25 protein-coding genes are annotated in these 24,739 nt (G+C 74.2%); 15 read left to right on the top strand and 10 right to left on the bottom strand.

Annotation, left to right across the window (positions count from 1 at the left end):
* The first annotated feature begins 32 nt into the window (after positions 1 to 32).
* Genes cobO through cobA form a run of 10 tightly spaced genes read left to right on the top strand, consistent with a single transcriptional unit; the run spans position 33 to position 10,226 of the window.
* Entirely contained in the window at positions 33 to 644 is a 612-nt protein-coding gene (gene cobO, locus ACIBEF_RS09805; RefSeq protein ID WP_355007415.1) for a cob(I)yrinic acid a,c-diamide adenosyltransferase, read from the top strand.
* Positions 638 to 1,993: a cobyrinate a,c-diamide synthase gene (locus tag ACIBEF_RS09800; RefSeq protein WP_396792695.1), complete on the top strand. Its 1,356-nt coding sequence runs from the start codon at positions 638 to 640 to the stop codon at positions 1,991 to 1,993. The genes cobO and ACIBEF_RS09800 overlap by 7 nt, the downstream gene beginning before the upstream one ends.
* Positions 1,990 to 2,763, top strand: a complete 774-nt coding sequence (cobI, locus tag ACIBEF_RS09795; RefSeq protein WP_396792694.1) for a precorrin-2 C(20)-methyltransferase — start codon at positions 1,990 to 1,992, stop codon at positions 2,761 to 2,763. The genes ACIBEF_RS09800 and cobI overlap by 4 nt, the downstream gene beginning before the upstream one ends.
* A complete protein-coding gene (gene cobM / locus ACIBEF_RS09790) occupies positions 2,760 to 3,605 on the top strand; it encodes a precorrin-4 C(11)-methyltransferase (RefSeq protein ID WP_396792692.1) in 846 nt (281 codons plus the stop codon). Before cobI ends, cobM begins: the two co-directional genes overlap by 4 nt.
* On the top strand, positions 3,602 to 4,753 hold the full coding sequence (locus tag ACIBEF_RS09785; protein WP_357203863.1) for a cobalt-precorrin-5B (C(1))-methyltransferase: 1,152 nt from the start codon (positions 3,602 to 3,604) through the stop codon (positions 4,751 to 4,753). Before cobM ends, ACIBEF_RS09785 begins: the two co-directional genes overlap by 4 nt.
* Positions 4,750 to 6,057, top strand: a complete 1,308-nt coding sequence (gene cbiE, locus ACIBEF_RS09780; RefSeq protein WP_396792690.1) for a precorrin-6y C5,15-methyltransferase (decarboxylating) subunit CbiE — start codon at positions 4,750 to 4,752, stop codon at positions 6,055 to 6,057. Before ACIBEF_RS09785 ends, cbiE begins: the two co-directional genes overlap by 4 nt.
* The gene (cobJ, locus tag ACIBEF_RS09775; RefSeq protein ID WP_396792688.1) at positions 6,054 to 7,781 is read left to right on the top strand and encodes a precorrin-3B C(17)-methyltransferase; all 1,728 of its coding nucleotides are present in this window, start codon (positions 6,054 to 6,056) and stop codon (positions 7,779 to 7,781) included. The genes cbiE and cobJ overlap by 4 nt, the downstream gene beginning before the upstream one ends.
* The gene (locus ACIBEF_RS09770; RefSeq protein ID WP_396792686.1) at positions 7,769 to 7,966 is read left to right on the top strand and encodes a 4Fe-4S binding protein; all 198 of its coding nucleotides are present in this window, start codon (positions 7,769 to 7,771) and stop codon (positions 7,964 to 7,966) included. Before cobJ ends, ACIBEF_RS09770 begins: the two co-directional genes overlap by 13 nt.
* Positions 7,963 to 8,559, top strand: a complete 597-nt coding sequence (locus ACIBEF_RS09765; protein WP_396792684.1) for a precorrin-8X methylmutase — start codon at positions 7,963 to 7,965, stop codon at positions 8,557 to 8,559. Before ACIBEF_RS09770 ends, ACIBEF_RS09765 begins: the two co-directional genes overlap by 4 nt.
* Complete coding sequence (cobA, locus tag ACIBEF_RS09760; protein ID WP_396792682.1) at positions 8,556 to 10,226, top strand: uroporphyrinogen-III C-methyltransferase; 1,671 nt, start codon at positions 8,556 to 8,558, stop codon at positions 10,224 to 10,226. Before ACIBEF_RS09765 ends, cobA begins: the two co-directional genes overlap by 4 nt.
* A gap of 3 nt (positions 10,227 to 10,229) precedes the next feature.
* Here the strand turns inward: cobA and ACIBEF_RS09755 are convergent, their stop codons facing one another.
* The 7 genes from ACIBEF_RS09755 to ACIBEF_RS09725 all read right to left on the bottom strand — a co-directional run bounded on the left by ACIBEF_RS09755 (position 10,230) and on the right by ACIBEF_RS09725 (position 16,758).
* Entirely contained in the window at positions 10,230 to 12,383 is a 2,154-nt protein-coding gene (locus tag ACIBEF_RS09755) for an FtsX-like permease family protein (protein ID WP_396792680.1), read from the bottom strand.
* Complete coding sequence (locus ACIBEF_RS09750) at positions 12,380 to 13,060, bottom strand: ABC transporter ATP-binding protein (protein ID WP_396792678.1); 681 nt, start codon at positions 13,058 to 13,060, stop codon at positions 12,380 to 12,382. The genes ACIBEF_RS09755 and ACIBEF_RS09750 overlap by 4 nt, the downstream gene beginning before the upstream one ends.
* Positions 13,057 to 13,581 carry a PadR family transcriptional regulator gene (locus ACIBEF_RS09745; RefSeq protein ID WP_091398392.1) on the bottom strand — a complete coding sequence of 175 codons (525 nt, stop codon included), beginning with the start codon at positions 13,579 to 13,581 and terminating at the stop codon, positions 13,057 to 13,059. Before ACIBEF_RS09745 ends, ACIBEF_RS09750 begins: the two co-directional genes overlap by 4 nt.
* A 115-nt stretch (positions 13,582 to 13,696) precedes the next feature.
* Positions 13,697 to 14,059: a fluoride efflux transporter CrcB gene (gene crcB / locus ACIBEF_RS09740; protein ID WP_396792676.1), complete on the bottom strand. Its 363-nt coding sequence runs from the start codon at positions 14,057 to 14,059 to the stop codon at positions 13,697 to 13,699.
* Positions 14,056 to 14,529, bottom strand: coding sequence for a fluoride efflux transporter FluC (locus ACIBEF_RS09735; protein WP_396792674.1), 474 nt, complete (start codon positions 14,527 to 14,529; stop codon positions 14,056 to 14,058). The genes crcB and ACIBEF_RS09735 overlap by 4 nt, the downstream gene beginning before the upstream one ends.
* 108 nt (positions 14,530 to 14,637) lie before the next feature.
* Positions 14,638 to 15,396 carry a class I SAM-dependent methyltransferase gene (locus ACIBEF_RS09730; RefSeq protein ID WP_396792672.1) on the bottom strand — a complete coding sequence of 253 codons (759 nt, stop codon included), beginning with the start codon at positions 15,394 to 15,396 and terminating at the stop codon, positions 14,638 to 14,640.
* A 141-nt stretch (positions 15,397 to 15,537) separates the two neighbouring features.
* Positions 15,538 to 16,758 (bottom strand): MFS transporter, encoded by a 1,221-nt coding sequence (locus tag ACIBEF_RS09725; protein ID WP_396792670.1) that lies wholly within the window; start codon positions 16,756 to 16,758, stop codon positions 15,538 to 15,540.
* Positions 16,759 to 16,893: 135 nt separating this feature from the next.
* On the opposite strand from ACIBEF_RS09725, the gene ACIBEF_RS09720 reads away from it, so the two are divergent.
* The 4 genes from ACIBEF_RS09720 (at position 16,894) to ACIBEF_RS09705 (ending at position 20,516) form a co-directional block, all read left to right on the top strand.
* Positions 16,894 to 17,343, top strand: a complete 450-nt coding sequence (locus ACIBEF_RS09720; protein WP_238679395.1) for a MarR family winged helix-turn-helix transcriptional regulator — start codon at positions 16,894 to 16,896, stop codon at positions 17,341 to 17,343.
* Positions 17,344 to 17,421: 78 nt separating this feature from the next.
* Positions 17,422 to 18,729, top strand: a complete 1,308-nt coding sequence (gene paaK, locus ACIBEF_RS09715; RefSeq protein WP_396792668.1) for a phenylacetate--CoA ligase PaaK — start codon at positions 17,422 to 17,424, stop codon at positions 18,727 to 18,729.
* A gap of 58 nt (positions 18,730 to 18,787) precedes the next feature.
* Positions 18,788 to 19,894, top strand: a complete 1,107-nt coding sequence (locus ACIBEF_RS09710) for a nucleotide disphospho-sugar-binding domain-containing protein (protein WP_396792666.1) — start codon at positions 18,788 to 18,790, stop codon at positions 19,892 to 19,894.
* A gap of 55 nt (positions 19,895 to 19,949) precedes the next feature.
* Positions 19,950 to 20,516: a dienelactone hydrolase family protein gene (locus ACIBEF_RS09705; protein ID WP_396792664.1), complete on the top strand. Its 567-nt coding sequence runs from the start codon at positions 19,950 to 19,952 to the stop codon at positions 20,514 to 20,516.
* Between the two features lie 69 nt (positions 20,517 to 20,585).
* On the opposite strand, the gene ACIBEF_RS09700 is transcribed toward ACIBEF_RS09705, so the two are convergent.
* Together ACIBEF_RS09700 and ACIBEF_RS09695 are read right to left on the bottom strand one after the other, a co-directional pair.
* Positions 20,586 to 21,278: a hemerythrin domain-containing protein gene (locus tag ACIBEF_RS09700; RefSeq protein WP_396792663.1), complete on the bottom strand. Its 693-nt coding sequence runs from the start codon at positions 21,276 to 21,278 to the stop codon at positions 20,586 to 20,588.
* A 90-nt stretch (positions 21,279 to 21,368) separates the two neighbouring features.
* Positions 21,369 to 21,692 carry a hypothetical protein gene (locus tag ACIBEF_RS09695; RefSeq protein WP_396792661.1) on the bottom strand — a complete coding sequence of 108 codons (324 nt, stop codon included), beginning with the start codon at positions 21,690 to 21,692 and terminating at the stop codon, positions 21,369 to 21,371.
* Positions 21,693 to 21,724: 32 nt separating this feature from the next.
* Here ACIBEF_RS09695 and ACIBEF_RS09690 point away from each other — a divergent pair, with 32 nt between their 5' ends.
* Positions 21,725 to 22,117, top strand: coding sequence for a hypothetical protein (locus ACIBEF_RS09690; protein WP_396792660.1), 393 nt, complete (start codon positions 21,725 to 21,727; stop codon positions 22,115 to 22,117).
* Positions 22,118 to 22,424: 307 nt separating this feature from the next.
* Here ACIBEF_RS09690 and ACIBEF_RS09685 read toward each other — a convergent pair whose 3' ends face one another.
* Entirely contained in the window at positions 22,425 to 24,677 is a 2,253-nt protein-coding gene (locus ACIBEF_RS09685) for an AAA family ATPase (RefSeq protein ID WP_396792658.1), read from the bottom strand.
* Between the last annotated feature and the right edge of the window lie 62 nt (positions 24,678 to 24,739).

Below are 24,739 nucleotides of genomic sequence, written 5' to 3'. Positions count from 1 at the left end.
ACGGGAGTGGCCGCGGGACGGGGGACGGCCTGATGCCGCAGGGACAGCCGAGTTCGGTGCCGCAGGACGGGTTGACGACCCGGCAGCGGCGGCACCGGCCACTGCTGATCGTCCACACCGGGCAGATGAAGGGGAAGTCGACGGCAGCCTTCGGGCTGGCGTTGCGGGCCTGGACGGCCGGTCTTCCGGTCGGGGTGTTCCAGTTCGTCAAGAGCGCCAAGTGGCGGGTGGGGGAGGAGAACGCCTTCCGGGCGCTCGGCGAGGTGCACGAGCGCACCGGCCAGGGCGCGCCGGTGGCCTGGCACAAGATGGGCGAGGGCTGGTCCTGGATCCAGCGCGGCGGCGACGCCGACCACGCCGCCGACGCCCTGGAGGGCTGGCGGCAGATCCAGCGTGACCTGGCCGCCGAGCGCTACGGGCTGTACGTGTTGGACGAGTTCACCTACCCGATGAAGTGGGGCTGGGTGGACGTCGACGAGGTCGTCGCTACCCTGGCCGACCGCCCCGGCTTCCAACACGTCGTGATCACCGGCCGGGACGCCGACCCGCGCCTGGTCGCCGCCGCCGACCTGGTCGCCGAGCTGACCAAGGTCAAGCACCCGATGGACGCCGGCCAGAAGGGCCAGAAGGGCATCGAGTGGTGAGCGCGCACTGGGCGCTGCCCCGGGTGGTGGTCGCCGCACCGGCCAGCGGCCACGGCAAGACCACGGTGGCCACCGGGCTGCTCGCCGCGTTGCGCCGGCGGGGCCTGACGGTCAGCCCGCACAAGGTCGGCCCCGACTACATCGACCCCGGCTACCACGCCCTCGCGGCCGGGCGGGCAGGGCGCAACCTCGACCCGTTCCTGGTCGGAGCCGACCGGATCGCCGCCCTGCTGCGACACGGCGCGAGCGTCCCCACGCCTGCCGACATCGCCGTCGTCGAGGGCGTCATGGGCCTGCACGACGGCGCGGTGGGCCGCCGCGACTTCGCCTCCACCGCGCACGTCGCCCGGCTGATCGAGGCACCCGTGCTGCTGGTGCTGGACACCACCGCGCAGGGCCGGTCGGCCGCCGCGCTGACCCTCGGCATGGCCGCTTTCGATCCGGCGGTACGGATCGGCGGGGTGATCCTCAACCGGGTCGGCTCACCCCGGCACGAGACGCTGCTGCGCGACGCCCTCGCCGAGGTGGGCGTACCGGTGCTCGGGGCGGTGACCCGCGCCGCCGAGGTGGCCGCGCCGGCCCGGCACCTCGGGTTGGTGCCGGTCGCCGAGCGGGCACCCGAATCCGTCGCGATCGTCACCGCGCTCGCCGAGCTGGTCGAGGCCACTGTTGACCTCGACGCCGTGCTCGACCTGGCCCGGACCGCCCCGCCGCTGACCACCCCGGTGTGGGACCCGGTCGCCGCCGTCGGCGGGCCGGCCGGCGTCGGGCGACCACGGGTCGCGCTCGCCGGTGGCCCGGCCTTCACCTTCTCGTACGCGGAGACCGCCGAACTGCTCACCGCGGCCGGCGCGGACGTCGTCACCGTCGATCCGCTGCGTGACCCGGCCCTGCCCACCGGCACCCGGGCGGTGGTGATCGGCGGGGGCTTCCCGGAGGCGTACGCGCAGGCGCTCGCCGACAACACCGCGCTCCGCGCCGAGCTGGCCGACTTCGACGGGCCGATCGTGGCCGAGTGCGCCGGGCTGCTCTACCTCGGGCGGTCCCTGGACGGCGTACCGATGTGCGGTCGGCTGGACCTGACCGCCCGGATGACCGACCGGCTCACCCTCGGCTACCGGGAGGCGACGGCCGTCACCGACTCCCCGGTGGCACGCGCCGGCGAGCCGGTACGCGGCCACGAGTTCCACCGCACCACCACCGACCCGGGGTACGGCGACGCGCCGGCGTGGCAGTGGAACGACACCCCGCACGGCTTCGTGGCCGGCCGGGTGCACGCCTCCTACCTGCACACCCACTGGGCCGGTCACCCGGACGCGGCCCGCCGACTGGTCGAGGCGGCCCGATGAGCGCCACGCTCACCGGGGTCGGCGTCGGCCCGGGCGACCCGGAACTGCTCACCGTCAAGGCGGTGCGGCTGCTGCGCGAGGCCGACCTGGTCTTCGTGCCCGTGATGGCGGACCGGGTCGCGCCCACCGCGACCGCCGGCGCGACGCCGCCGGGTGCGGACGCCGGGCGGGCCGAGGCGACAGTGCGGGAGCACGTCACGACGGACCGGCTGCGCCGGCTGCCGTTCGCGCTCGACGACCGGGGTGGGGTCACCCCGCGCCGGGCGGCGGCCTGGGACGACGCCGCGCGGGTGGTGGTCGAGGCGATCGACGCGGGCGCGCGGTCGCTGGCGTTCGCCACCATCGGCGACCCCAACGTCTACTCCACCTTCGGTTACCTGGCCCAGAGTGTCCGCGCGCTGTGCCCGGCGGTGCGGGTGGCGACGGTGCCCGGCGTCACCGCCATGCAGGAGCTGGCGGCGCGCAGCGGCACCCCGCTCTGTGAGGGACGCGAACCGCTCACCCTGCTCCCGGCCACCGCGGGCCTGGCGCTCTTCGCCGACGCTCTCGCCGGGCCGGGCACCGTCGTGGTCTACAAGGGCTGGCGGCGGCACCCGGAACTGCTCGCCGAGCTACGCCGGCAGGGTCGCCTCGCCGACGCCGTGCTCGGACGCGACCTGGGGCTCCCCAGCGAACGCGTCGGGCCGGTCGACGACACCGGGCACGACCTGCCGTACCTGTCGACGCTGCTGGTTCCGGCCCGCCGCGAGCACCGAGGAGGAAAGCTGTGACCAGCGACGGCACCGTGTGGTTCGTCGGAGCCGGCCCGGGGGCGGCGGACCTGCTGACCCTGCGGGCCGCCCGGGTGATCTCCGAGGCGGACATCGTGATCTGGGCGGCCAGCCTGGTGCACGCCGACGTGCTCGACCACGCCCGCCCCGACGCGGAGATCGTCGACTCGTCGCAGCTGCCCATCGAGGGTGTGCTGCCGCTCTACCAGCGCGCCGCCGAGCAGGGGCTGACAGTGGCCCGGATCCACTCCGGAGACCCGGCGCTGTGGGGCGCGGTGCAGGAGCAACTGGACCTGTGCCGGGCGCTCGACCTGGCTGTCGAGATCGTGCCCGGGGTGTCCTCGTTCACCGCCGTCGCGGCGATCATCGGGCGGGAGCTCACAGTGCCCGAGGTGGCCCAGTCGGTCATCCTCACCCGCCTCGAAGGCGGCAAGACCCCGATGCCGCCCGGCGAGCGGGTCCGGGACTTCGCCCGGCACGGCACCACGATGGCGCTGTTCCTCTCCGCCGCCCGCTCCGGGCAGGTGCAGGCCGAGCTGCTGGCCGGCGGCTACCCCGACGACACCCCGGCCGTGGTGGCGTACCAGGCGACCTGGCCCGACGAACTGGTGGTGCGCTGCACCGTCGGCACCCTGGAGGCGACGGTCAAGCAGCACAAGCTGTGGAAGCACACCCTCTTCCTGGTCGGCCCGGCCCTCGCCGCCGAGGGCACCCGCTCGCACCTGTACCACCCCGGGCACTTCCACACCTTCCGCCGGGCCGAGCCGGCCGCCCGCGCCGAGCTGCGCCGTCAGACCGGCACCCGCACCGGGGGGACAGCCGCACCGGGGCACACACCATGACGTACGCCGAGCCGCCGCTGCGCGAGCCGGACCTGCCGCGTACCGCGAAGGTCCGGCCCACCGCGCTGCGGACCGGCTGGACCACCGGCGCGTGCGCGACGGCGGCGGCGAAGGCCGCGGTCACCGCCCTGGTCACCGGCAGCACCCAGCAGGAGGTGGAGATCGGCCTGCCCGCCGGTCAGCGGGTGCGGTTCCCGGTCGAGCGCTGCGAGGTGACCGGCACCCCACCGGTCCGGGCCGAGGCGGTGGTGGTCAAGGACGCCGGGGACGACCCGGACGTCACCCACGGCGCCGAGCTGACCGCCACGGTGAACTGGACCGACGTGCCCGGCCTGCGGCTGGCCGGCGGTGCCGGTGTCGGCACGGTCACCAAACCCGGCCTCGGGCTCGCGGTCGGCGGCCCGGCGATCAACGACACCCCCCGCCGGATGATCGGCGACGCCGTGGCCGAGGTGGTCGACCTCAGCGAGGTCGGAGTCCGGGTGGTGATCAGCGTGCCCCGGGGCGAGATCATGGCCCGCAAGACCACCAACCGTCGCCTCGGCATCCTCGGTGGCATCTCGATCCTCGGCACCACCGGGATCGTCCGCCCCTTCTCCACCGCGTCGTGGCGGGCCAGCGTCGTGCAGGCCGTGCACGTGATGGCCGCCCAGGGCGAGCCGACAGTGGTGCTCTGCACCGGTGGGCGTACCGAGCGGGCCGCCCGTACGCTCCTGCCCGACCTGCCCGAGGTCTGTTTCGTCGAGGTCGGCGACTTCACCGGGGCCGCGGTGACCGCCGCGGTGGGTGACGCCATGACCGGTGTGGTCTTCGTCGGCATGGCCGGCAAGCTCGCCAAACTGGCGGCGGGCATCCTGATGACCCACTACACCCGCTCCAAGGTGGACCTCTCCCTGCTCGGCGCGGTGACCGCCGAGGCCGGCGGCGACCCGTCGCTCGTCGCCGCCGTGACCGAGGCGAACACCGGGCGACACGCGTACGAGCTGTGGGAGGCCGCCGGGCTGCTCGCCCCGGCCGGCGACCTGCTCTGCCAGCGGGTCCAGGCGGTGTTGCGGCGCTTCGCCGGGCCCACGGTGACCGTGGACGTGGCGATGGTCGACTTCGCCGGAGCGCACGTCGTCGCCTCGTCCGGCCGGTGGCCCCGATGACACGGATGGCCTCGGCGACGCCACCCGCCCCGGTGACCGCCGTGTCAGTGGTCGGCCTGGACGCGGCGGGCGCACCCCCGCACCCCGCGCTCGCACCGGTGCTAGCCACCGCCGGGCTGGTGGTCGGGGCCGCCCGGCACCTGGCCGCGGTGCCCGTACCGGCCGGCGCGGACACCATCGCCCTCGGGCCGCTCGCCCCCGCCCTGCGCCGCCTCGCCGAGGCCGTCGACGCCGGGGTGCCGGCCGTGGTGCTGGCCAGCGGCGATCCCGGCCTGTTCGGCATCGTCCGGCGGCTGCGCGCGGCCGGGCTGCCGCTGCGGGTGGTGCCGGCGGTGTCCAGTGTGGCCGCCGCTTTCGCCCGCGCCGGGTTGCCCTGGGACGGCGCCGCCGTGGTCAGCGCGCACGGCCGCGATCCGCGCCCGGCGTTGAACGCCTGCCGGGCGCTGCCACTGGTAGCGGTGCTCACCGCGCCCGGCGCTGGCGCGGCCGAGCTGGGCGCCGGCCTGATCGGCTGGTCCCGCCGCCTGGTGGTCGCCGAGCACCTGGGCACCGCCGCCGAACGGATCCGCGCGGTGACCCCCGAGCAGGCCGCCGCCGAGACCTGGGCCGACCCGCACGTCCTGCTCAGCCTCGCCGACCCCGCGCCCGCCTGGTCCGCGCCCGCTGACGCCGCGCCCGCCTGGTCCGCGGACGTCCCGCCTGACCGAGGTACGGCCGGTATGCGCGCCGATAACCAGCCTGCCGCCGCGCCGGCCGGTGGTTGGGCGCTGCCGGAGGACCGGTACGCCCACCGCGACTCCATGATCACGAAGTCGGAGGTGCGCGCCCTCGTCGTCGCCCGACTGCGCCCCCGACTGGGCCGGCTGATCTGGGACATCGGTGCGGGCAGCGGCTCGGTCGGCATCGAGTGCGCGTTGCTCGGCGCGGCAGTGCTCGCCGTCGAACAGGACGCCGACGCCGGTGCCACCATCCGGGCCAACGCCGCCGCGCACGCCGTGCACGTCCGACTGGTCAGCGGACGTGCCCCGGCGGCGCTGGCCGGCCTCCCCGAGCCCGACGCGGTCTTCGTCGGCGGTGGCGGTGTCGACGTCCTCACCGCCGTGGTGGCCCGCCAACCCGAGCGGGTGGTGCTCACCCTGGCCGCACTGGACCGGGTCGCACCGTCCGTGGGTCTGCTGCGCGCCGCCGGCTACACGGTCGAGGGCAGCCAGCTCTCCGCCGCCCGCCTCGCCGACCTGCCCGGCGGGTCGATCCGCCTCGCGGCCACCAACCCGGTGGTCGTCCTCACCGGGGAGCGCCAGTGACCGAACCGAACCCGCCCGCCCGGATCGGCCTGGTGGCGGCCACCGCCGCCGGCCGCCGACACGCCGACACAGTGACCGCCGCCTGGCCGCACGCCCGGCTGGTCGAGGGGGAGACCGTCGCCGACGCGCTGCGGACCGCCTGGGCCGGGTGTGACGCGGTCATCGCGTTCCTGGCCACCGGGGCGGTGGTACGGATCGTCGCGCCGCTGCTCGACGACAAGCGCACCGACCCGGCGGTGGTGGTCGTCGACGAGGCGGCCCGGCACGCGGTGGCGCTCCTCGGTGGGCACGCCGGTGGGGCCAACGCCCTCGCCGAGCGGGTCGCCGCCCTCCTGGACGCCCGACCGGTGATCACCACCGCCACCGACGCGGTCGACCTGCCGGGGCTGGACACCCTCGGCTGGCCCGTGCAGGGCGCTGTCGCCGCGGTGTCCCGGGCCATCCTGGACGGCGAGCCGGTCCGGCTGATCGCCGACGCCGACTGGCCGCTACCCGCCCTGCCCCCGAACGTGCGCGCGGCCGACGAGGACCCGACGGACAACGGGTACCGGCTGCTGGTCACCGACCGGGTCGTGTCGCCCGACGAGCGGACCGCCGTGCTGCGGCCGCCGTCGCTGGTCGCCGGCGTGGGCGCGAGTCGGGGCGTACCCGCCGCCGAGGTGGCGGAGCTGCTGCACCGGGTGCTGGCCGAGGCCGGCCTCGACCCGGCGAGCCTGCGCTGCCTGGCCACCGCCGACATCAAGGCCGACGAGGCGGGCATCCGCAGCACCGTCGACGCGCTCGGCGTACCCCTGGTGACCTGGCCGGCGACGCGGCTGGCGGCGGTCGACGTGCCGCACCCCAGCGAGGTGGTCCGGGCCGCGGTCGGCACGCCGAGTGTGGCGGAGGCCGCGGCCCTGCTCGGCCCGGACGGCCGGGCCGACGACGCGACGCTGCTGGTAGGGAAGACCGCGACGGCGATGGCCACCGTCGCGGTGGCCCGGCACGCGCCACGCGGCCGGCTGGCCGTCGTCGGCCTCGGGCCGGGCGCCGCCGATCTGCGCACCCCGCGCGCGGTGGCCGAGCTACGTCGCGCCGCCGTGGTGGTCGGCCTCGACCAGTACCTGGAGCAGGTCCGCGACGTGCTCCGCCCCGGCACCCGGGTGCTCTCCAGTGGGCTGGGCGCGGAGGAGGCGCGGGCGCGCGCCGCCGTCACCGAGGCCGCCGCCGGCCGGGCGGTCGCGCTGATCGGCTCCGGTGACGCCGGGGTGTACGCGATGGCCAGCCCCGCCCTGGAGTACGCCGACGAGCGGATCGAGGTGGTGGGCGTCCCCGGGGTCACCGCCGCCCTCGCTGCCGGGGCGCTGCTCGGCGCGCCCCTCGGCCACGACCACGCCTATGTGAGCCTGTCCGATCTGCACACCCCGTGGGACGTCATCGAGCGGCGGGTCACCGCCGCCGCCGAGGGCGACTTCGTGACGCTCTTCTACAACCCGCGCAGCCGGGCCCGCGACTGGCAGCTCGGCAAGGCGCTCGGCATCCTCGCCGCGCACCGGTCACCGGACACCCCGGTGGGCGTGGTGCGCAACGCCAGCCGCCCCGGCGAACGTGTGCACCTCGCCACGGTGGCCACACTCGACCCGGCGATCGTCGACATGTACAGCGTCGTGGTCGTGGGCAGCAGCGACACGCGGCTGGTCGCCGGCCGGATGGTCACACCCCGGGGGTACCGGTGGCGTTCGTGACGATCGACGCCTGCCAGGGCTGCGGCGCGTGCCTACTCACCTGCCCCACCCACGCGATCCGACCGGTCGCCGGTGGCCTCACGGTCCGCGACGACCGGTGCACCGGCTGCCTGGAGTGCCTGGAGATCTGCCCGGTCGAAGCGATCCGCGTCGTCGAGCCCGACCCCTGTGAAGGAGCCCGATGAGCCGGGTCGTGCACCCCATCGAGGCCGAGTCGTACCGCATCCTGCGCGAGCGCGTCGACCTGTCGCACCTGCCGCCGCTGACCCGCGCGGTGACCGAGCGGGTGGTGCACGCCAGCGCCGACCTCGCGTACGTCGACGAGCTGGTCTGCGACGAGGCCGCCCTGGAAGCGGGGCTGACGGCGCTGCGCGCCGGAGCGCCCGTGGTCACCGACGTGGCGATGGTCGCCGCCGGCATCACCCGGGCCGGCCTGGAACTGGTCTGCCCGGTCGCCGAGCCGGCCGCCGCCGCGCTGGGCCGCTCGGCCGGGATCACCCGCTCGGCGGCGGCCGTCCGGCTCGCCCTGGAGCGGGTCGGGCCCGGGGCGGTCTGGGTGGTCGGCTGCGCGCCCACCGCACTTGTCGAACTGCTCACGGTGGACGCCGCACCGGCGCTCGTGGTGGGCCTGCCGGTCGGCTTCGTGGGTGCCGCCGAATCGAAGGCGGCGCTGCGGGCCAGCGGCCTGCCCGCCGTGTCCAACGTGGGGGAGAAGGGTGGCTCGGCGGTCGCCGCCGCCGCCCTCAACGCCCTGCTCTACGTCGAGGAGAAGTCATGACCGGGTTGGTCATCGTCGGGCACGGTACGCGCAGCGCGGCCGGGGTCGAACAGTTCGCCGCTCTCGTCGAGCGGGTCCGCGCTCGCGGTGACATCGGCGACGTCGAGGGCGGCTTCATCGAGCTGTCCCGTCCACCACTGACCGACGCGGTCGGCGCTCTCGTCGCCCGGGAGCACCGGGCGCTGGTGGCGCTGCCGCTGGTGCTCACCGGCGCCGGTCACGGCAAGGGCGACATCCCCGCCGCGATGGCCCGGGAGCAGCAGCGTCATCCCGGGCTGAGCTACCGCTACGGACGTCCGCTCGGCCCCCACCCGCTGCTGCACGAAGCCCTCGAACAACGCATCGACGCCGCCCTGTCCGGTGCCGACCGGGCCGGCACGGAGCCGGCTGGTGCCGACCGGTCCGGCACGTGGGTGGCGTTGATCGGGCGGGGGTCCACCGACCCGGACGCCAACGCCGAGGTCGCCAAGGTCGCCCGGCTGCTCTGGGAGGGACGCGGCTACGCGGGCGTGGAGCCGGGGTTCATCTCCCTGGCGCAGCCGTCGGTGCCGGCCGTGCTGGAGCGCCTGCGCCGCCTCGGTGCGCGGCGGATCGTGGTGGCACCGTACTTCCTGTTCGCCGGGGTGCTGCCGGACCGGATCGTCGCCCAGTCGGCGGAGTTCGCCGCCGCCCACCCCGACCTGGACGTCCGCGTCGCCGAGGTGATCGGTGACTGTGACGCCCTCGCCGACCTCGTCCTGGAGCGGTACGCCGAGGCGCTGGGCGGGGACATCAGGATGAACTGCGACACCTGCGCGTACCGGGTGCTGATGCCCGGCTTCGCGGACAAGGTGGGTCGTCCGCAACGCCCGCACGACCACCCCGACGACCCGGTGGGTCACCACCATCACCATCACGGGCACGACCACCACGACCACCACGACCACGGGCACGGCTCGGTTGCCGTGGTCGGCGGCGGGCCGGGGCCCGACGACCTGATCACGGTACGCGCGAAGGCGCTGCTCGACGCCGCTGATGTCGTTGTGGTCGACCGGCTCGCCCCGCAGGGGCTACTCGCCGGGCTGCGCCCCGACGTGCTGGTGGTCGACGCCGCGAAGGTGCCCCGTGGCCCGTCGATGGCCCAGGAGGCGATCAACGAGGCACTGGTGTCGCACGCCAAGGCCGGCCGCCGCGTGGTCCGGCTCAAGGGCGGTGACCCGTACGTCTTCGGGCGCGGCCACGAGGAGGTGCAGGCCTGCGTGGCGGCCGGCGTGCCGGTGACGGTGGTGCCCGGGGTGAGCAGCGCGCTCGCCGCGCCGGCCCTCGCCGGCGTGCCGGTGACGCACCGGGGCGTGGCGCACGACGTCACGGTCGTGTCCGGGCACCTGCCGCCCGGGCACCCCGACTCGCTCGTCGACTGGGCGGCGCTGGCCCGGGCCCGGGGCACCGTCGTGCTGCTGATGGCCGTCGACACCATCGCCAAGATCGCGAGCGTGCTGATCGAGCACGGTCGTGCCCCGGAGAGCCCGGTGCTGGCCGTGCAGGACGCCGGGCTGCCCGACCAGCGATCGGTGCCCGCCCGGCTGGACGAGATCGGCGCTGTCGCCGCCCGGGAGGGCGTCGGCCCACCCGCCGTCTTCGTCCTCGGCCCGGTGGTAGCTCTCACCACCACCGGGCCGACGGGGTGAGCACTACTCGCTGCGGGCGGTCTCCGGTCCGGTGATGCGTTCCAGCAGCGGCATGGTGGAGGCGATGACACCCAGGCAGGCTGCCAACCCGACCACGACGATCACGTAGAAGCCCGGCCGAGGCGCGACGAGGGTGTAGCCCATCTGCGCCCGGAGGAACAGGTGGGCGGCGAGGAGGCCCATGCCGATGGCGACGGCGGCGACGGCAAGCATCGGTACGGCGCTCTCCAACGCCACCACCCGACGCAGTATCCGCACCGGAGCACCGCTGAGGCGCAGCAGGCTGAACGGGCGTCGGCGCTCGGTGAGACCGCCGATGACGCTGACCGCGAGGCTGCACCCACCGAGCGCGAGGCTGGCGATGATGATGACGTTGGCCAGTTGTTCCCAGCCGCGCAGCGTGTTCGCGAAGTCCGACTCGAAGTCACCGGGCACGTTCGGCCCCACCCAGAAGGTCGGGAAGGCGACCTCCAGCACGGTACGGGTGCGCTCGACGGCGGCGGCGGAGCCGTCCGTGCCGACGACCATCGCCCCGACCGGTAGCCGTTGGAGTTCGTCGAGGGTGAGCGACGCGGCCGGCCAGACCGTCGCGGACGACGCCGACTCCCGCCAGCGGCTGAGGCCCAACGGCACCTCGATGACGCCCGCGCCGTCGGCGCACCGACCGTATTCGCTCGGGAGGTCGGTGCACGCGATCACCCCGACCTCGCCCGAGTCGGTCACCACCGGGTTCTCGCGGATGGCGGTCGCGGAGCGCACCCCGGTGATCGCCCGCAGCTCGGCGAAGAGCGTGTCGGGCACCGACGCTGTCCCCTCGTCGAAGACGGTGGTCACCGTGCCCGCGTCGGTCGAACCGGTGGGCGCCGGGCCGCGGTTGGCGACGATCGTGGTGATCACGCCGACGGACACGCTCGTGACGAAGAGCGCGAGCATGATGCCGCTGATCGCCCGGAAGCCGGCCTTCGGATTGTCCGCGAGGCGTCGGGCGGAGATGAGCGTGGCCGGGCGGTTGGCGTACCGGGCCATCACCCGGGCGCCGACCATCGTCAGCCACGGGCCGGCGAAGACCAGGCCGGCCATGATGAGCAGCAGCCCGGGAAGGAACACAGCGGCCTGACCGTCGGACGTCTCGGGCCGGAAGCCGAGCGCGAACACCAGCACCGCGACGCCGAGCACCATCGGGATCAGCCGGTAGGCCCGTGGCGCGCGGGGGGTGACCCGCCGGGTGACGCCCAGCGGCGAGATCCGGACCCGACGTAGCGAGACCTGGGCGGCCAGCGCCGCGCCGGCCGGGACGCCGAGCGCCACCAGCAGGACGTCCAGCACCCCCAGGGACATGTCGCTGGGGAAGAACGGCATGCCGGTGAACGGGATGCCCGCGAGCGGGTCGCGGAAGGCGTAGAACAGTCCGAAGCCGACGGCTGTGCCGGCGATGGCGGCGGCGGCCGCCTCCACGGCGGCGACCGTCGAGATCTGCCGGGGTGTCGCGCCGACCAGGCGCATCGCGGCGAACCGCTGCTCCCGGCGGGCGGCGCTGAGCCGGGTGGCGGTGCCGATGAAGATCAGCACCGGGAACAGCAACCCGCCGGCGATCACGCCCAGGATGAGGTTCACAGTGGTTTCGGGGAGGGCGGGGGTCTCGCCGACGCTGGTGACCTTCTGCGCGTTGGGCAGTTCGGCGACCTGGTCGGGGGTGCCGCCGGCGATGACGAGCAGGGTGTCCGGCGAGGTCAGCGCGGCCGGGCCGACGGTGCCGAGGTCACGCCCCGGGTAGCGGTCGCCCAACTGGTCGGCCGGGTGGGCGGCCAGCAATTCTCGAAACGCCGGCGAGGCGTAGTACTCGCCGGGGCCCGGCGTGGTCGGGACACCGGCCGGGGTGGGCGCGGTCGAGCCGGTCGCGGCGACGTCGATGCGGATGATCTGCTTGCCGTGGAAGTAGTCCTGCCGGTTCGACCACCACAGCGGGTCGGCGTCTCCGGCCGAGGCGCTGGGATACATCGACGCGTACCGGGTGAGCTGGGAGTTGACCGCGTTGACCCCGGCGAGGGTGGTCAGCAGCAGCCCGCTGCCGACCGCGACGGCGGCGGCGATGATGACCAGGCGGGTGAGCGCCTCACGGCCGCCGGCCACGGCGAGGCGGAGCCCGAAGCGGATCACGAGGCGATCCGGGCCGGCGCGTTCACGCGCCCGTCGCGGACCATGACCTCACGGTCGGCGTACGCCGCGATCCTCGGCTCGTGGGTGACCAGGATGACAGTGGTGCCCTGCTCGCGGGCGGCACCGACCAGCAGGTCCATCACCTGCTCGCCGGTGAGCGAGTCGAGCGCGCCGGTCGGCTCGTCGGCGAAGAGCACCTGCGGCTCGGCGACCAGACCGCGAGCCAGGGCGACCCGTTGCGCCTGCCCGCCGGAGAGCTCACCCGAGCGCCGCTGCTCCAGGCCGCCCAGCCCGAGGCGCGCGAACCAGGCTTCCGCCCTGGGTAGCGCCTGCTTGCGGTGCACGCCGCTGAGCAGCAGCGGCAGCGCGACGTTCTCCACAGCGGTCAGCTCGGGGACGAGTTGACCGAACTGGAAGACGAAACCGAACCGGTCCCGGCGCAGGCTGCTGCGTTCGGTCTCGGCCATGGCGTGCACCCGGGTGCCGTCGAAGAGGATCTCGCCGGAGTCGGGCACCAGGATGCCGGCCAGGCAGTGCAACAGAGTGGACTTGCCCGAGCCGCTGGGGCCCATGACGGCGAGGATCTCGCCCGCCTCCACGGCGACGCTGGCACCACGCAGGGCCGGCGTCTGACCGAAGGAGAACTCGACGTCGCGCGCTTCGATCACGACGCTCACGGCCGTACCTCTTTCCGGAGGGCGTCCAGGCGGGCGCCGGTCATCTCGATCCATCGGAGGTCCGCCTCCAGGTGGTAGAGGCCGTGGTCGGCGAGCAGCGCGTCGACCAGGCTGCCGGCGCGCTTGATCTCGGTCAGCTCACGCATCCGGTGCAGGTGCGCGCTGCGCTGGGTGTCGAGGTATTCGGCGGCCGGCCGGTCCAGCATCAGCGCGAGCACGACCTTGGCGAAGAGCACCGTCTGCAGGTGCGGTTCCGGGTCGACCGGTTGGGTCAGCCACTGCTCGACCTCGGTCGCGCCGACGTCGGTGATGATGTAGCGCTTGCGGTCGGGGCCGGAGCCGGGAGCGACGTCGCTGATCACCACCTTGCCGTCGCGGGCCAGTCGGCTGAGGGTGGAGTAGACCTGGCCGAACGGCAGTGGCTTGCCCCGGCCGAAGAAGGCGTCGTAGTCGCGCTTCAGGTCGTATCCGTGGCTGGGCTCGCGTTCGAGGAGGCCGAGAAGGGTCAGTGGCACGCTCATGCCAGCAGACTACACCGAGGGTATACCTCGCGTATATACCCTCGGTGTGTGGTGGATCGACCCTGGTCCAGGCGTTGGTGGGGATCGAATCGGGCGCGGCGCGGCCGGTGTGCGGTCAGCCGGTCAGGGTGCGGGCCAGGGCGTAGCCGGTGGTGGCCGCGGCGAGCCCGGCGGCCACGCTGCCAAGCACGTTCGCCAGCGCGAGGAGCCGGTGACCGTCAGTGGTCAGCCGCAGCGTCTCGTAGCTGAAGGTGGAGTAGGTGGTCAGCGCGCCGCAGAACCCGGTGCCGAGCAACGCGTTGACCGCCGGGCCGGCCGGCCACCCGACCAGGACGCCCAGTAGCAGCGACCCGGCCACGTTGACGAGCAGCGTGCCCCAGGGGAACGCCGAGCCGTGCCGGGACTGCACGGCCCGGTCGGTGAGGTAACGCAGCGGCGCGCCGACCGCCGCGCCCAGTGCGATGAGCAGGACGGTCATCGGGTCACCCGACGCAGCAGCCCGGCGGTGACGGCGTCGCCCAGGGCGACCGCGACGAGCGCACCGAGCACCGTCGCGGCGAGGTACGTCAGCGCCGTGCCCGGTGCGCCCACGACGATCGCCTGCTGCACGTCGACCGCGTAGGTGGAGAAGGTGGTGAACCCGCCGAGCACGCCGACTCCGAGGAACGGGCGAGCCAGCGGGGGTCCACCGTCGAGGTGCGCGAGCACCGCCATCAGGACGCCGATCAGCAGACACCCGGCCGTGTTGATGGTGAACGTGGCCCACGGGAAGCCGGCCGGTGAGTGCGGAACGGCGTGTTGCAGGCCGGCCCGGGCCAGCGCGCCGAGCGCCCCGCCGGCCGCGATGGCGGCGAGGATCGTCGCGGGGCGCGCGGTCAACTCGCGTCGGTCGGCGGGGACGCGCAGGTCGACGTCGGGGTCGGTACGCGGCTCGAACGGCTCTGGCACGGCTCCTGAGCGTAGTGCCGGCGACGGCGGCGTCCGCGCACCGCCGCGACAGGGCGTCAGCGCACCGTCGGCGACGGCCGGTTCAGCGCACGGCCGGCGACGGCCGGGTCAGCGCACCGCCGCGACGGCGGCGTCCGAGCCGCCCCGCCAGACCGTGCCCACCTCGCTGAATCCGGCCGCGGTGAGCGCGGCCAGGTGCCACGAGACCGGCGGGTTCCATTCTGGGCTGTGCCCGGTCGGGTAGATGGCGTGTCGCTGGGCGACCAGCGGGGCGAGCGCCGGGTCGGCGCCGGCCCGCTGCCACCAGTCCGACCAGGACAGCACCGAGCCGGCGGCGTACCGGGCGTTGCGCCGGTCCCGGGCCCGGTCCATCAGCCGCTTGGTCAGCTCCGGCACTGAGTCGTCGGGCATGTGATCGGCGTTGACGAAGACGCCGCCCGGCCGCAGCACGTCGCGCAGCTCGGCGTAGAGCTGCCCGAGCCGGTCTGCCGGCAGCCAGTGCAGGGCGGTGGCGGTGAGCACGGCGTCGTACTCCCGGTGCGGCAGCGTGGAGCGCCACTCGGGGGTGCCGAGGTCGGCCGTGACGATGGTCGCCCGGTCGGCCAGCGAGGCGTCGGCGATGGCGAGCAGCACCGGGTCGAGGTCGACCACTGTGGTCTCGGCGGCGGGGAAGCGAGCGAGGGTCCGCAGCGAGATGGTGCCGGTGCCGCCGGCCAGGTCGAGCACGCGCGGCGGTCGGCCGTCGAGGACCGCGTCGACGGTGTCGAGCATGGCGGTGAACCGCTGTTCACGGTCCGGCATGAACGCTTCCTGCTGGCGGTCCCAGCTTTCCTGCCAGGCCCAGGGATCCGCGATGTAAGGACTCATGGCGACCAGGCTAGTTACGCAGCCGACGCGTTGTCCAGACCTTGTTGCACATCTTTTGCAATTGCGAGAAGATGGCAGGGCGATGATCGAAGCGATGCCGGGCCGGGCGGATGCCCGGCCCGGCATCGTCATCGAGGAGGGTCAGACGGCGGTCCCCGCCAGCTCCGCCTCGGCTCCCGCCGGCGCGTCGCGGCGGGCCAGCCGCAGCGCGCCGAGGAGTACGCCCAGACCGATGAGGGTGAGTGCGGCGCCGGCCCAGATCGGCGAGGTGTAGCCGAGTCCGGCGGCGATGGTCACCCCGCCGATCCACGCGCCCAACGCGTTGCCGAGGTTGAACGCGGCGATGTTCGCCCCGGACGCCAGGGTCGGCGCCTGGTGGGCGTACCGCATGATCCGCATCTGCAGCGGCGGCACCGTGGCGAAGCCGAACCCGCCCATCAGCACCAGCGCGACGATGGTCAGCGCCGGATTCGTGGCGGTCAGCGCGAAGCCGACGAGCACCACGGTGAGCACCGCCAGGACGGTGACCAGCGTGCGCGACAGTGACCTGTCCGCTGCCCGGCCGCCGAGCAGGTTGCCCGCGAAGAGCCCCACGCCGAAGAGGACGAGCAGCCACGGCACCGTGCTGGAGGCGAAGCCGCTCACCTCGGTCAGCGTGTAGGCGATGTAGGTGAACGCGCCGAACATCCCACCGAAGCCCAGAACGGTGATCACCAGGGAGAGCCAGACCTGCGGGTGGGTGAAGGCGCGCAACTCGCCGCGCAGCCCACCGGCCGGCCGGTGGGCGTTGGTGGTGTCGCCCACCGGGATCAGCAGGGCCAGCCCGATCAGGGCGACCACCCCGATGGCGGTGATCGCCCAGAACGTCGACCGCCAGCCGAAGTGCTGCCCGAGGAAGGTGCCGAACGGCACGCCGAGCACGTTGGCGATGGTCAGACCGGCGAACATCATGGCGATGGCGCCCGCCCGTCGGGCCGGTGCGACCAGGCCCGCGGCGACCACGGCGCCAATGCCGAAGAACGCGCCGTGGCAGAGCGCGGCGACGATCCGGCCGGTCATCATCACGGCGTAGTCGCCGGCGACGGCGGACAGCAGGTTGCCGATGATGAAGAGCACCATCAGGCCGAGCAGCACGGGTTTGCGCGGCAGGCGGGTGACCGCCGCGGTGAGGGCGACCCCGCCGACGGCCACGCTGAGCGCGTAGCCGGAGATCAACCAGCCGGCCACCGGCTCGGTGACCGCGAAGTCGGCGGCCACCTCGGGCAACAGCCCCATGATCACGAACTCGGTGAGGCCGATGCCGAAGGCGCCGATGGCCAGCGCGATCAGGCCGGGCGGCAGGGACTTCTGGGGTACGGACATGGTCTTCCCATCGAGTGGAGGCAGATAGGCGGCGCGTGCAACTACACGCGCCAACAACGAAATACTTGCACGCGCTTTATATCGGCGCAAGCGTGCTAGTCTGGGGTCCGTTCAGATCACACCGAGGAGGCCGGTATGGGCATCGCCGACGACGCGGTCGAGATCCGCGCCCAGGGCTGGCGCACCCTCGCCGCCCTGCACGGGCTGATCGAGACATCCCTGGAGCGGGCGCTGCAGGCCGACCACGACCTCTCCGTCGTCGAATACACGGTGCTCGACGCGCTTTCCCGCCAGGACGGCTGGCACATGCGGATGAGCCAGCTCGCCCGCGCCGCCGCGCTCTCCGGCAGCGCCACCACCCGGCTGGTCACCCGCCTCGAACAACGGGGGCTGCTCACCCGCATCCTCTGCGCCGACGACCGGCGCGGCATCTACACCGAGCTGACCCCGGCCGGCTCCGAGCTGCTCGCCCAGACCCGACCCACCCACGACCGCGTGCTCACCGACGCGCTCGCCCAAGCGGAGGCCACCCCCGAGTTGGCGCCGCTCGTCGACGCCCTGCACAGGCTGCCAGCCACCCGCTGACCGCCCGCCAAACCCGCGCGGCAGCGGGCGTACGGTACCCGCAGCCCCACCGGGACCGCCGCGCCAAGGAGGCAGCCGATGCAGGACCGCACCCCTCGTCCCGAGGAGCTGGAGCCGATCGAGCGCGCCGGCATCGACGAGCTGCGCGCCCTGCAACGCGACCGACTGCGCTGGTCGTTGCGGCACGCGTACGACAACGTGCCGCACTACCGGCGGGCGTTCGACGCGGCCGGGGTGCACCCCGACGACTGCCGGGATCTCGACGACCTGGCGCGCTTCCCGTTCACGGGCAAGGCGGAGCTGCGGGAGAACTACCCGTTCGGCATGTTCGCCGTACCCCGGGAGCGGGTGGCCCGCCTGCACGCCTCCTCCGGCACCACCGGCCGACCGACAGTCGTCGGCTACACCCGCGACGACCTGCGCACCTGGGCGCGACTGATGGCCCGCTCGATCCGCGCCTCCGGCGGCCGCCCCGGCGACCGGGTGCACGTCGCGTACGGCTACGGGCTCTTCACCGGCGGCCTGGGCGCGCACTACGGGGCCGAGGAACTGGGCTGCACCGTCATCCCGGTCTCCGGGGGCATGACCGAACGTCAGGTCATGCTGATCCGCGACTTCGAGCCCGAGGTCATCATGGTCACGCCCAGCTACCTGCTGGCCATCGTCGACGAGATGCGCCGCCAGGGCATCGACCCGCGGGCCACCTCACTGCGGGTGGGCATCTTCGGCGCCGAGCCGTGGACCGAGGACATGCGCCGCGAGATCGAGCAGCAGTTGGACATCCACGCCGTCGACATCTACGGGCTCTCCGAGGTGATGGGCCCCGGCGTGGCGACCGAGTGCGTCGAGACCAAGGATGGCCTGCACCTCTGGGAGGACCACTTCTACCCGGAGATCATCGACCCGGTCACCGGGGCGGTGCTGCCCGACGGCGAGCGGGGTGAGCTGGTGTTGACCTCCCTGACCAAGGAGGCGATGCCGGTGGTGCGCTACCGAACCCGCGACCTGACCCGGCTGCTACCCGGCACCGCCCGCCCGATGCGCCGGATCGAGAAGATCACCGGCCGCACCGACGACATGATGATCCTGCGTGGAGTGAACATCTTCCCCACCCAGATCGAGGAGCTGATCCTGCGCACCGCGCAGCTCTCGCCGCACTTCCAGTGCGTCCTCGATCGGCACGGCCGGCTGGACACCCTCACGGTGCGGGTGGAGCGGCGGGCCGACGTCGACGTGGACGCCGCCGAGCGGGCCGGCGGCACGCTGGTTCAACTGGTCAAGAACACCATCGGCGTCAGCGTCGCGGTCGACGTTCTCGCCCCCGACACCGTGGAACGATCGATGGGCAAGATGCGCCGCATCGTCGACCAGCGACCGTCCGTCTGACCGCTGCCAGACGTTCCGGGCCCTCGGGTGTGGCCGTGGTGGACATAGCATCGGGTCCATGCGCGTGTTGGTGGTCTCCGCCCCGCTCGTCGGTCACGTCTTCCCCCTGGTGCCGCTCGCGGTCGCCCTCCGCGATGCGGGCCACGACGTTCTGGTGGCCACCGGCGGCGGAGCGCTGGCCGCCGCCGAGGCGGGTCTGCCGGTGCACGACATCGCGCCGGGCTTCGACTTCGGCCGGATCGCGCTGCGGGTCTTCCCCCGTCATCCGCTGATCGCGCGGGCGGAGCTGGCCGGCACCGCCGGCACCCGGGGCGCCGGCCTGCTGTTCGGCACGCTCAACGACCAACTCGTCGACCCGGTGGTCGCGCTGGCCACCCGGTGGCGGCCGGATCTGGTGCTGTACGAGCCGTTCGCGGTCGCCGGCGCGGTGGCCGCCGCGAGGCTCGACGTGCCGGCCGTCCGCCAGGAGAACGCCCTCTTCGACGGCCGGGACCTGGTCGGCGCCACCGTCGCCCGACTCGGCGCGGCGCTGCGCCGCCACGGCCTCACCGAACTGCCCGCGCCGGCCGCCGCCCTCGCCGTGGCGCCACCCAGCGTCGCCACGCAGGGCGGCTGGCCGATGCGCTACACGTCCTATGTCGGCGGCGGGGAACTGCCGGCCTGGCTGCGCGAGCCGGGTGAGCGCCCCCGGATCCTGGTCACCCGCAGCACTCTCACCGGCCCCGGAGATCGGGGGCCGATGCCCGCCGTGGTGGCCGCCGCCGCCGTGGTGGACGCCGAGATCGTGCTGGTCCGCCCCGACAAGCGGTCGGCCCGCTCGGTGCCCGGCAACGTGCGGGTGGTCGGCTGGATTCCGCTCGACGAGGCGTTGCCGGCGAGCGCGGCCCTGGTGCACCACGGTGGTGCGGGCAGTGCCTTCGGTGCCCTCGCCGCGGGCCGGCCCCAGCTGGCCACCACTGGTGCCGGGGACCGGCGGCACAACGCCGAGCTGGTGGCCCGCCGGGGCGCCGGCCTGGCGCTGCGCCCCCGGGACATCACCGCGCGGGCACTGACCCAGCTGCTCACCGACGAGCGCCTGCGCACCGCTGCCGCGGAGGTCAGCAGCGAGATCGCCGCGATGCCGCCACCGACGGACCTGGTCGCGCGGCTGGCCGCGCTGGTCTGACGTCCACCCCGCGTGGCCACCCCGGATGCGCTGTCGACTGCGGCAGGATGGCCGGATGCGACACGTCGTGCTGTTCCACTCCGTGTACGGGCTGCGACCCGCCGTGCGCGCCGCCGCCGACCGGTTGCGCGCCGCCGGGCACCAGGTCAGCACCCCCGACCTGTACGGCGTCCCGGCCGCCGACACCGTCGAGGAAGGCTTCGCGCTGCTCGACAAGATCGGCCAGGAGGTGGTGCTGGACCGGGCCCGCGCCGCGCTGCGTGACCTGCCACCGGAGACGGTGCTCGCCGGCTTCTCGATGGGCGCCGGGGTGGCCGGGGCGCTGCTCGCCGAGCGCCCCGCCGCCGCCGGTCTGCTCCTGCTGCACGGCACCGGTGGCGCCCCGGACGCGGTCTCACCCGGGTTGCCGGTGCAGCTGCACCTCGCCGACCCCGACCCGTACGACGCGCCGGACGAGGTCGACGAGTGGCAGCAGGGGATGACCGACGCCGGTGCCGATCTGACGGTCTTCAGCTATCCGGGCGTGGGTCACCTGTTCACCGACCCGGACCTGGCCGAGTACTCCCCGGACGCCACCGCGGCGGTCTGGCCGCGCGTGCTGGCCTTCCTGGCTGCCGGCTGAGCGCCCGGCCGGCGACGGCCAGTGGCGTCGATGCCGGGTACGTGACCGGGTCGGGGACTCGGACCTCGATCAGCGCGTGCCGGCGCCGATGCGCGGGGGCGTGGCGGTGCCGTGCACCCGCTTGGCGTGGCTGGCGAACAGCCGGGGCGCGATGATCGGCATGAGCAGCCGGGCCGGCAGCGGAGCGTGCGCCAGCACCGCCTTGACGACCTCCGGGTCCCCCTCGTACATGGCCAGGCCGAACGCCAGCGGGAGCTGCTTCTTCGGGGACTTGCTCATGCCGTGCTCGCCGAGCTGCATCCACTCCCGGGCGGTGACGTGCCGTTGCGCCAGCGGCAGGATCTCGCTCTCCTCCAGCGCCATGTGCTCGATCAGCGCCGCGGGTAGCTGCTCCAGGGCGTCCGCGAGCTGCTCACCGCCACGCGCGGTGCGGCGCCACTGGGGGAGGAGGCCGACCACCGCCGCGTGGGCGTCCTCGATGGCGTGGTGCTGCGCCTCCATGGTGGGGACGATCGCCGCGGCCTCCGCGCCGCCGCGCTCCAGCAGCCGTGGCCAGAGCAGCAGGTCCTCGCCCTCGTGGTGCACGTGCAAGATGTGGCAGAGCATCTCGGCGTGGGCGCCGACGACCTCCGCGCGCGTGGCGTCGCCCGGAGTGACGTCGCGGACGAGCTGCGGCAGCAGGCTGAACTCGCGACGGAGCGCCGAGTGCGCCATGTACATGTCGCGTACGTCGGCCATGGCTTCGCGGTGGTTCTGGTTCACGGTGACCTTTCCGAGGGATCAACTGGCACAGATCTGTTGATCATGCTCGGTGCCACTTGGAACCGGCTTGGAATCCACCAACCGTGACGGTCAGCGGGCCATCGCCGCCGTCGCCTGCGCCAGCCAGTGCGGCGACTCCCACCGACGGGCGACCCGCGCGGCGAGAGCGAAGTGCCGGCTCGCCTCCTCGCTGCGGCCCACCAGCCGGAACAACTCACCGAGCGTCAGCGCGACCGGCCGCACCACGGCCGCGGTGGTGGAGAAACCGGCCAGTTGGTCGCGTACCGGGAGAAGCGCGTCGATCACGGGTTGGGCCAGGTCCCGTCGACCCAGCGCCACGACGACCATCCCGCGGACGCTGAGCAGCGCCGACTCGAAGTAGTCCGGGCGGTAGGTGTGCCGTCCGATCGGCATGGCCCGCGCCTCGTGGTCGGGTCGCGGTCACCGTGTGGCCGTACCCCCCGCCCGAGGCGCAGAGCCTCTGGGGTGAGGTCTTCGACGCCGCCGGGGTCGACCGTCGCGCCGCCACCCCGACGGTGGACGCCGACGGGGACTTCCCCCGTACCCCCGACGGGTTGGCGGGCCTGCTCGACCAGGCGGGGCTCGCCGGCGTGCGCTGCGACACGATCACCTGGGCGCACCGCACCGACCCGGAAGCCTGGTGGAGTGGCCCCGCCAACGGCGTCAGCAAGCCAGGTCTGGTGATGGAGACCCAGCCGGCCGCGGTGATCAGCCGCATCCGTGCCGCCTACGACAAGCTGACCGCCCGCTACCGTGGCCCCGACGGCCTGCTCACACTGCCCACCGCAGCGCTACTAGCCTCAGCCTCCGCACCCTAACCACCACGCCCCGGCCCGCCCCCGCGCCCCCGCGCCCCGGCCCACCCCCCACCCCGCCGATCTTGCAGTTTCGGTTGCCGATATCAGTGGGATGCCGCTTATGCCGGGACAGCAAGTGCAAGATCGCCGGCCAGAACCGTCGATCATGGAGTTGTGGTGCCTGACTTGTTGTTCTTCGAGGCATTTGTCACCCTCCACAACTCCATGATCGGCGGGGCGGGGCGAGGTGCGGGCGGGGCGGGGCGAGGGCAGGCCGGGCCGGGCCGGGCCGGGCCGGGCGGGGCAGGGGGGCTGAGGCTGGGGGTGGTTAGGCGGAGGCGGGTAGGTCGTTCAGGGGGCGGATCAATGGTGGGCGGGGTGCTGCCCGTACCACGCCCGGCGGGGTGCCGGCGTCCGCGAGTGTCCACTGTTTGGCCGAACTCGGTGGCGTGGGGCGGATCGGCGTTGCGGGCCGTCCGGCGTCCCGGAATCGCTCACCGCTCGCGCGGCGCCGAGGTTGGGACGGCGCTGCGGCCGGCGTCGCCGGTACGTCGTCCGCCGAGGCGACGACTCGGAGCTGGCGTGGGCCCGCCGTGTGGTTGGCGGCGGAACCCGACGCGGCGGGTCGGGTGGCCATCGTCGGGGTGGGGCTGCCTCGCCTCAGCGGGGTCGGGCCGGTGGCACCGCCCGCCCCTGCCGAGGCCAGCGACGCGAAGACGTCGTCGAGGCGGCCGGTCCGAGCGCCAACGGTGTCGAGGCGCACGATCTGCGCGCTCCTCGCCGGTGAGCCGTTGGGCGCACCAGCGAGCTGGTCGGGCGGGCCGGCGTCCCGGTGCGCCGTGTCGAGGTGCGGCACGGCGGCGGTCCGGCGTTGGAAGACGGCCCGCAGGGCGCGGGGCAACCGTTCGACGGCGACCTGGCGCAGCGCGGGAGCGGCGAACGCGTACCCGTCGACGTGGTGGGGGAGCAGCATCCCGGCGGTGACCAGCTCGCGGAGCGCGGGCGCGGACCGGCCGGGTGTCCAGCCGAGTGCCCGGTCCACGGCCGCCCCGCAGATCAGACCACCGAGGGTGCCGGCGGCCATCAGCACCGCCCGCCGCTCACCGTCGAGGTGGTCCAGCTCCGCGCCAACGGCCCGGCGTACGGCCTCGGGCAGCGGGAGCGCCGCCGGATCGGCACCGTCCACCAGCGACGTGACGTACGCCGCCGCGTGCCCGGGGCGGCCTCCCACCAGCGGCAGCAGCCGGTCGACCAGGGCCACCGGCTGTCCGGCCCGGGTGAGCAGGTGGCGCAGCAGCCGTCCGGACTGCACCGTGGCCAGGGGTCCGATCGTCATCTGGCGGGCCGGACCGGGCCGGGTGTCGGTCCACTGCGGCTGGTGCACTGTGAGCAGGGCCAGCGGCAGCCCACGCTCCGTCGCCGCGTCGTACAACGCGTGCAGGAAGCGGCTCACCGCGGGCGCGGCCCGGTCCAGGTCGTCGACGGCCACGATCAGCGGCTGGTGGGCGGCCAGCCGCAGCAGGACCTCGCGGCAGGTCGCCGCGCCGGCGAGGGCGGCGGCCGAGCCGTCCGGGGTGGTCAGCATCCGCTGGAGCGCCGGAACCGCGGTGGCCACCCGGGTCGGCGGAAAGAGCGGGGTCAGGGCGGCGACGAGCCGATCGTGGACCGCCGCCGGGCCGTCGCTGTGCCGGATTCCGGCGAGGTCGCGGAGCAGGTGCGCGACCGGCGCCAACACCTGGTCGGGGTACGGCTGGCAGGCCGCCACACACCAGCGGACCGACAGTCCGTCCACCGTGGTCAGCCCACGGGTCAGCTCGTGCAGCAGCCGGCTGCGGCCACTACCGGTGGGGCCGACCAGCGAGATCCAGCGTGGTGTCCGGTTTCGGATGGCCGAGCCCAACTGGTCGCGGATGGTGGCCAGCTCGCGGCGTCGACCGATCAACGGGCCGTCGTGCCGGCCGGCACCGGGGCGAACCGGACCGAGGGCGTGCCAGACCGGCACCGGCGACACCCGGCCGGCGACCGGCGTCGGCGTCAGCTGACGCTGAGTGATCAGGCCGGCGGTGGCGCGGGCGGTGGCCGCGCAGAGTGCGACGGCGCCGGGCGCGGCGTACTCCTGTAGGCGGGCCGCCGTGGTGATCACCGCTCCGCTCGCCAGGCCGTGCCCGCCGGTGACGGCGTCGCCCAGGTCGACCACCACCTCGCCGGTAGCGACACCGACCCGGACGCGCAGCCTGATGCCGTCGACCATGGGCCGTCGGTCCAGCGCGGCCTGGATCTCGAGCCCGGCGCGCACCGCCCGGTACGTGTCGAAGCCGTCGGAGTGCCGGGCGCCGAAGAGCGCCATGACGGCGTCGCCGATGTACTTCTCCACCACTCCGTGCCAGCGGTGCAGCACACCGGCGACGGTGTCGAAGTAGGCCCGCTGCAACGCTCGGACGTCCTCGGGGTCGAGCTGGTCCACCAGGGCCGTGGATCCGACGATGTCCGCGAAGAGGACGGTGACGACGCGCCTCTCCTGGGGTACCGGCCAGAGCGGGGTGACGGTCCGCTGCGTGTCGACGATGATGCTGGTGGTCATGGGTGTCGCACCGGCCTCTCTCCCCGCTGTTGCCTGATCACCTCCGGAGATTGGCACTACTG

This window comes from Micromonospora sp. NPDC050795, assembly GCF_044456785.1.
Taxonomy (GTDB): domain Bacteria; phylum Actinomycetota; class Actinomycetes; order Mycobacteriales; family Micromonosporaceae; genus Micromonospora.
This window is presented reverse-complemented; position numbering and strand designations above follow the sequence as displayed.

What these genes read in the sequence shown, in the direction of transcription:
- cobO (WP_355007415.1), top strand. Translation starts at nt 33, where the DNA reads ATGCCGCAGGGACAGCCGAGTTCGGTGCCGCAGGACGGGTTGACGACC.
- ACIBEF_RS09730 (WP_396792672.1), bottom strand. Translation starts at nt 15,396, where the DNA reads ATGAGTCCTTACATCGCGGATCCCTGGGCCTGGCAGGAAAGCTGGGAC.
- cobA (WP_396792682.1), top strand. Translation starts at nt 8,556, where the DNA reads ATGACCGGGTTGGTCATCGTCGGGCACGGTACGCGCAGCGCGGCCGGG.
- paaK (WP_396792668.1), top strand. Translation starts at nt 17,422, where the DNA reads ATGCAGGACCGCACCCCTCGTCCCGAGGAGCTGGAGCCGATCGAGCGC.
- ACIBEF_RS09695 (WP_396792661.1), bottom strand. Translation starts at nt 21,692, where the DNA reads ATGCCGATCGGACGGCACACCTACCGCCCGGACTACTTCGAGTCGGCG.
- ACIBEF_RS09720 (WP_238679395.1), top strand. Translation starts at nt 16,894, where the DNA reads ATGGGCATCGCCGACGACGCGGTCGAGATCCGCGCCCAGGGCTGGCGC.
- ACIBEF_RS09725 (WP_396792670.1), bottom strand. Translation starts at nt 16,758, where the DNA reads ATGTCCGTACCCCAGAAGTCCCTGCCGCCCGGCCTGATCGCGCTGGCC.
- crcB (WP_396792676.1), bottom strand. Translation starts at nt 14,059, where the DNA reads ATGACCGTCCTGCTCATCGCACTGGGCGCGGCGGTCGGCGCGCCGCTG.
- ACIBEF_RS09745 (WP_091398392.1), bottom strand. Translation starts at nt 13,581, where the DNA reads ATGAGCGTGCCACTGACCCTTCTCGGCCTCCTCGAACGCGAGCCCAGC.
- ACIBEF_RS09765 (WP_396792684.1), top strand. Translation starts at nt 7,963, where the DNA reads ATGAGCCGGGTCGTGCACCCCATCGAGGCCGAGTCGTACCGCATCCTG.
- ACIBEF_RS09785 (WP_357203863.1), top strand. Translation starts at nt 3,602, where the DNA reads ATGACGTACGCCGAGCCGCCGCTGCGCGAGCCGGACCTGCCGCGTACC.
- ACIBEF_RS09705 (WP_396792664.1), top strand. Translation starts at nt 19,950, where the DNA reads ATGCGACACGTCGTGCTGTTCCACTCCGTGTACGGGCTGCGACCCGCC.
- cobI (WP_396792694.1), top strand. Translation starts at nt 1,990, where the DNA reads ATGAGCGCCACGCTCACCGGGGTCGGCGTCGGCCCGGGCGACCCGGAA.
- cbiE (WP_396792690.1), top strand. Translation starts at nt 4,750, where the DNA reads ATGACACGGATGGCCTCGGCGACGCCACCCGCCCCGGTGACCGCCGTG.
- ACIBEF_RS09685 (WP_396792658.1), bottom strand. Translation starts at nt 24,677, where the DNA reads ATGACCACCAGCATCATCGTCGACACGCAGCGGACCGTCACCCCGCTC.
- ACIBEF_RS09710 (WP_396792666.1), top strand. Translation starts at nt 18,788, where the DNA reads ATGCGCGTGTTGGTGGTCTCCGCCCCGCTCGTCGGTCACGTCTTCCCC.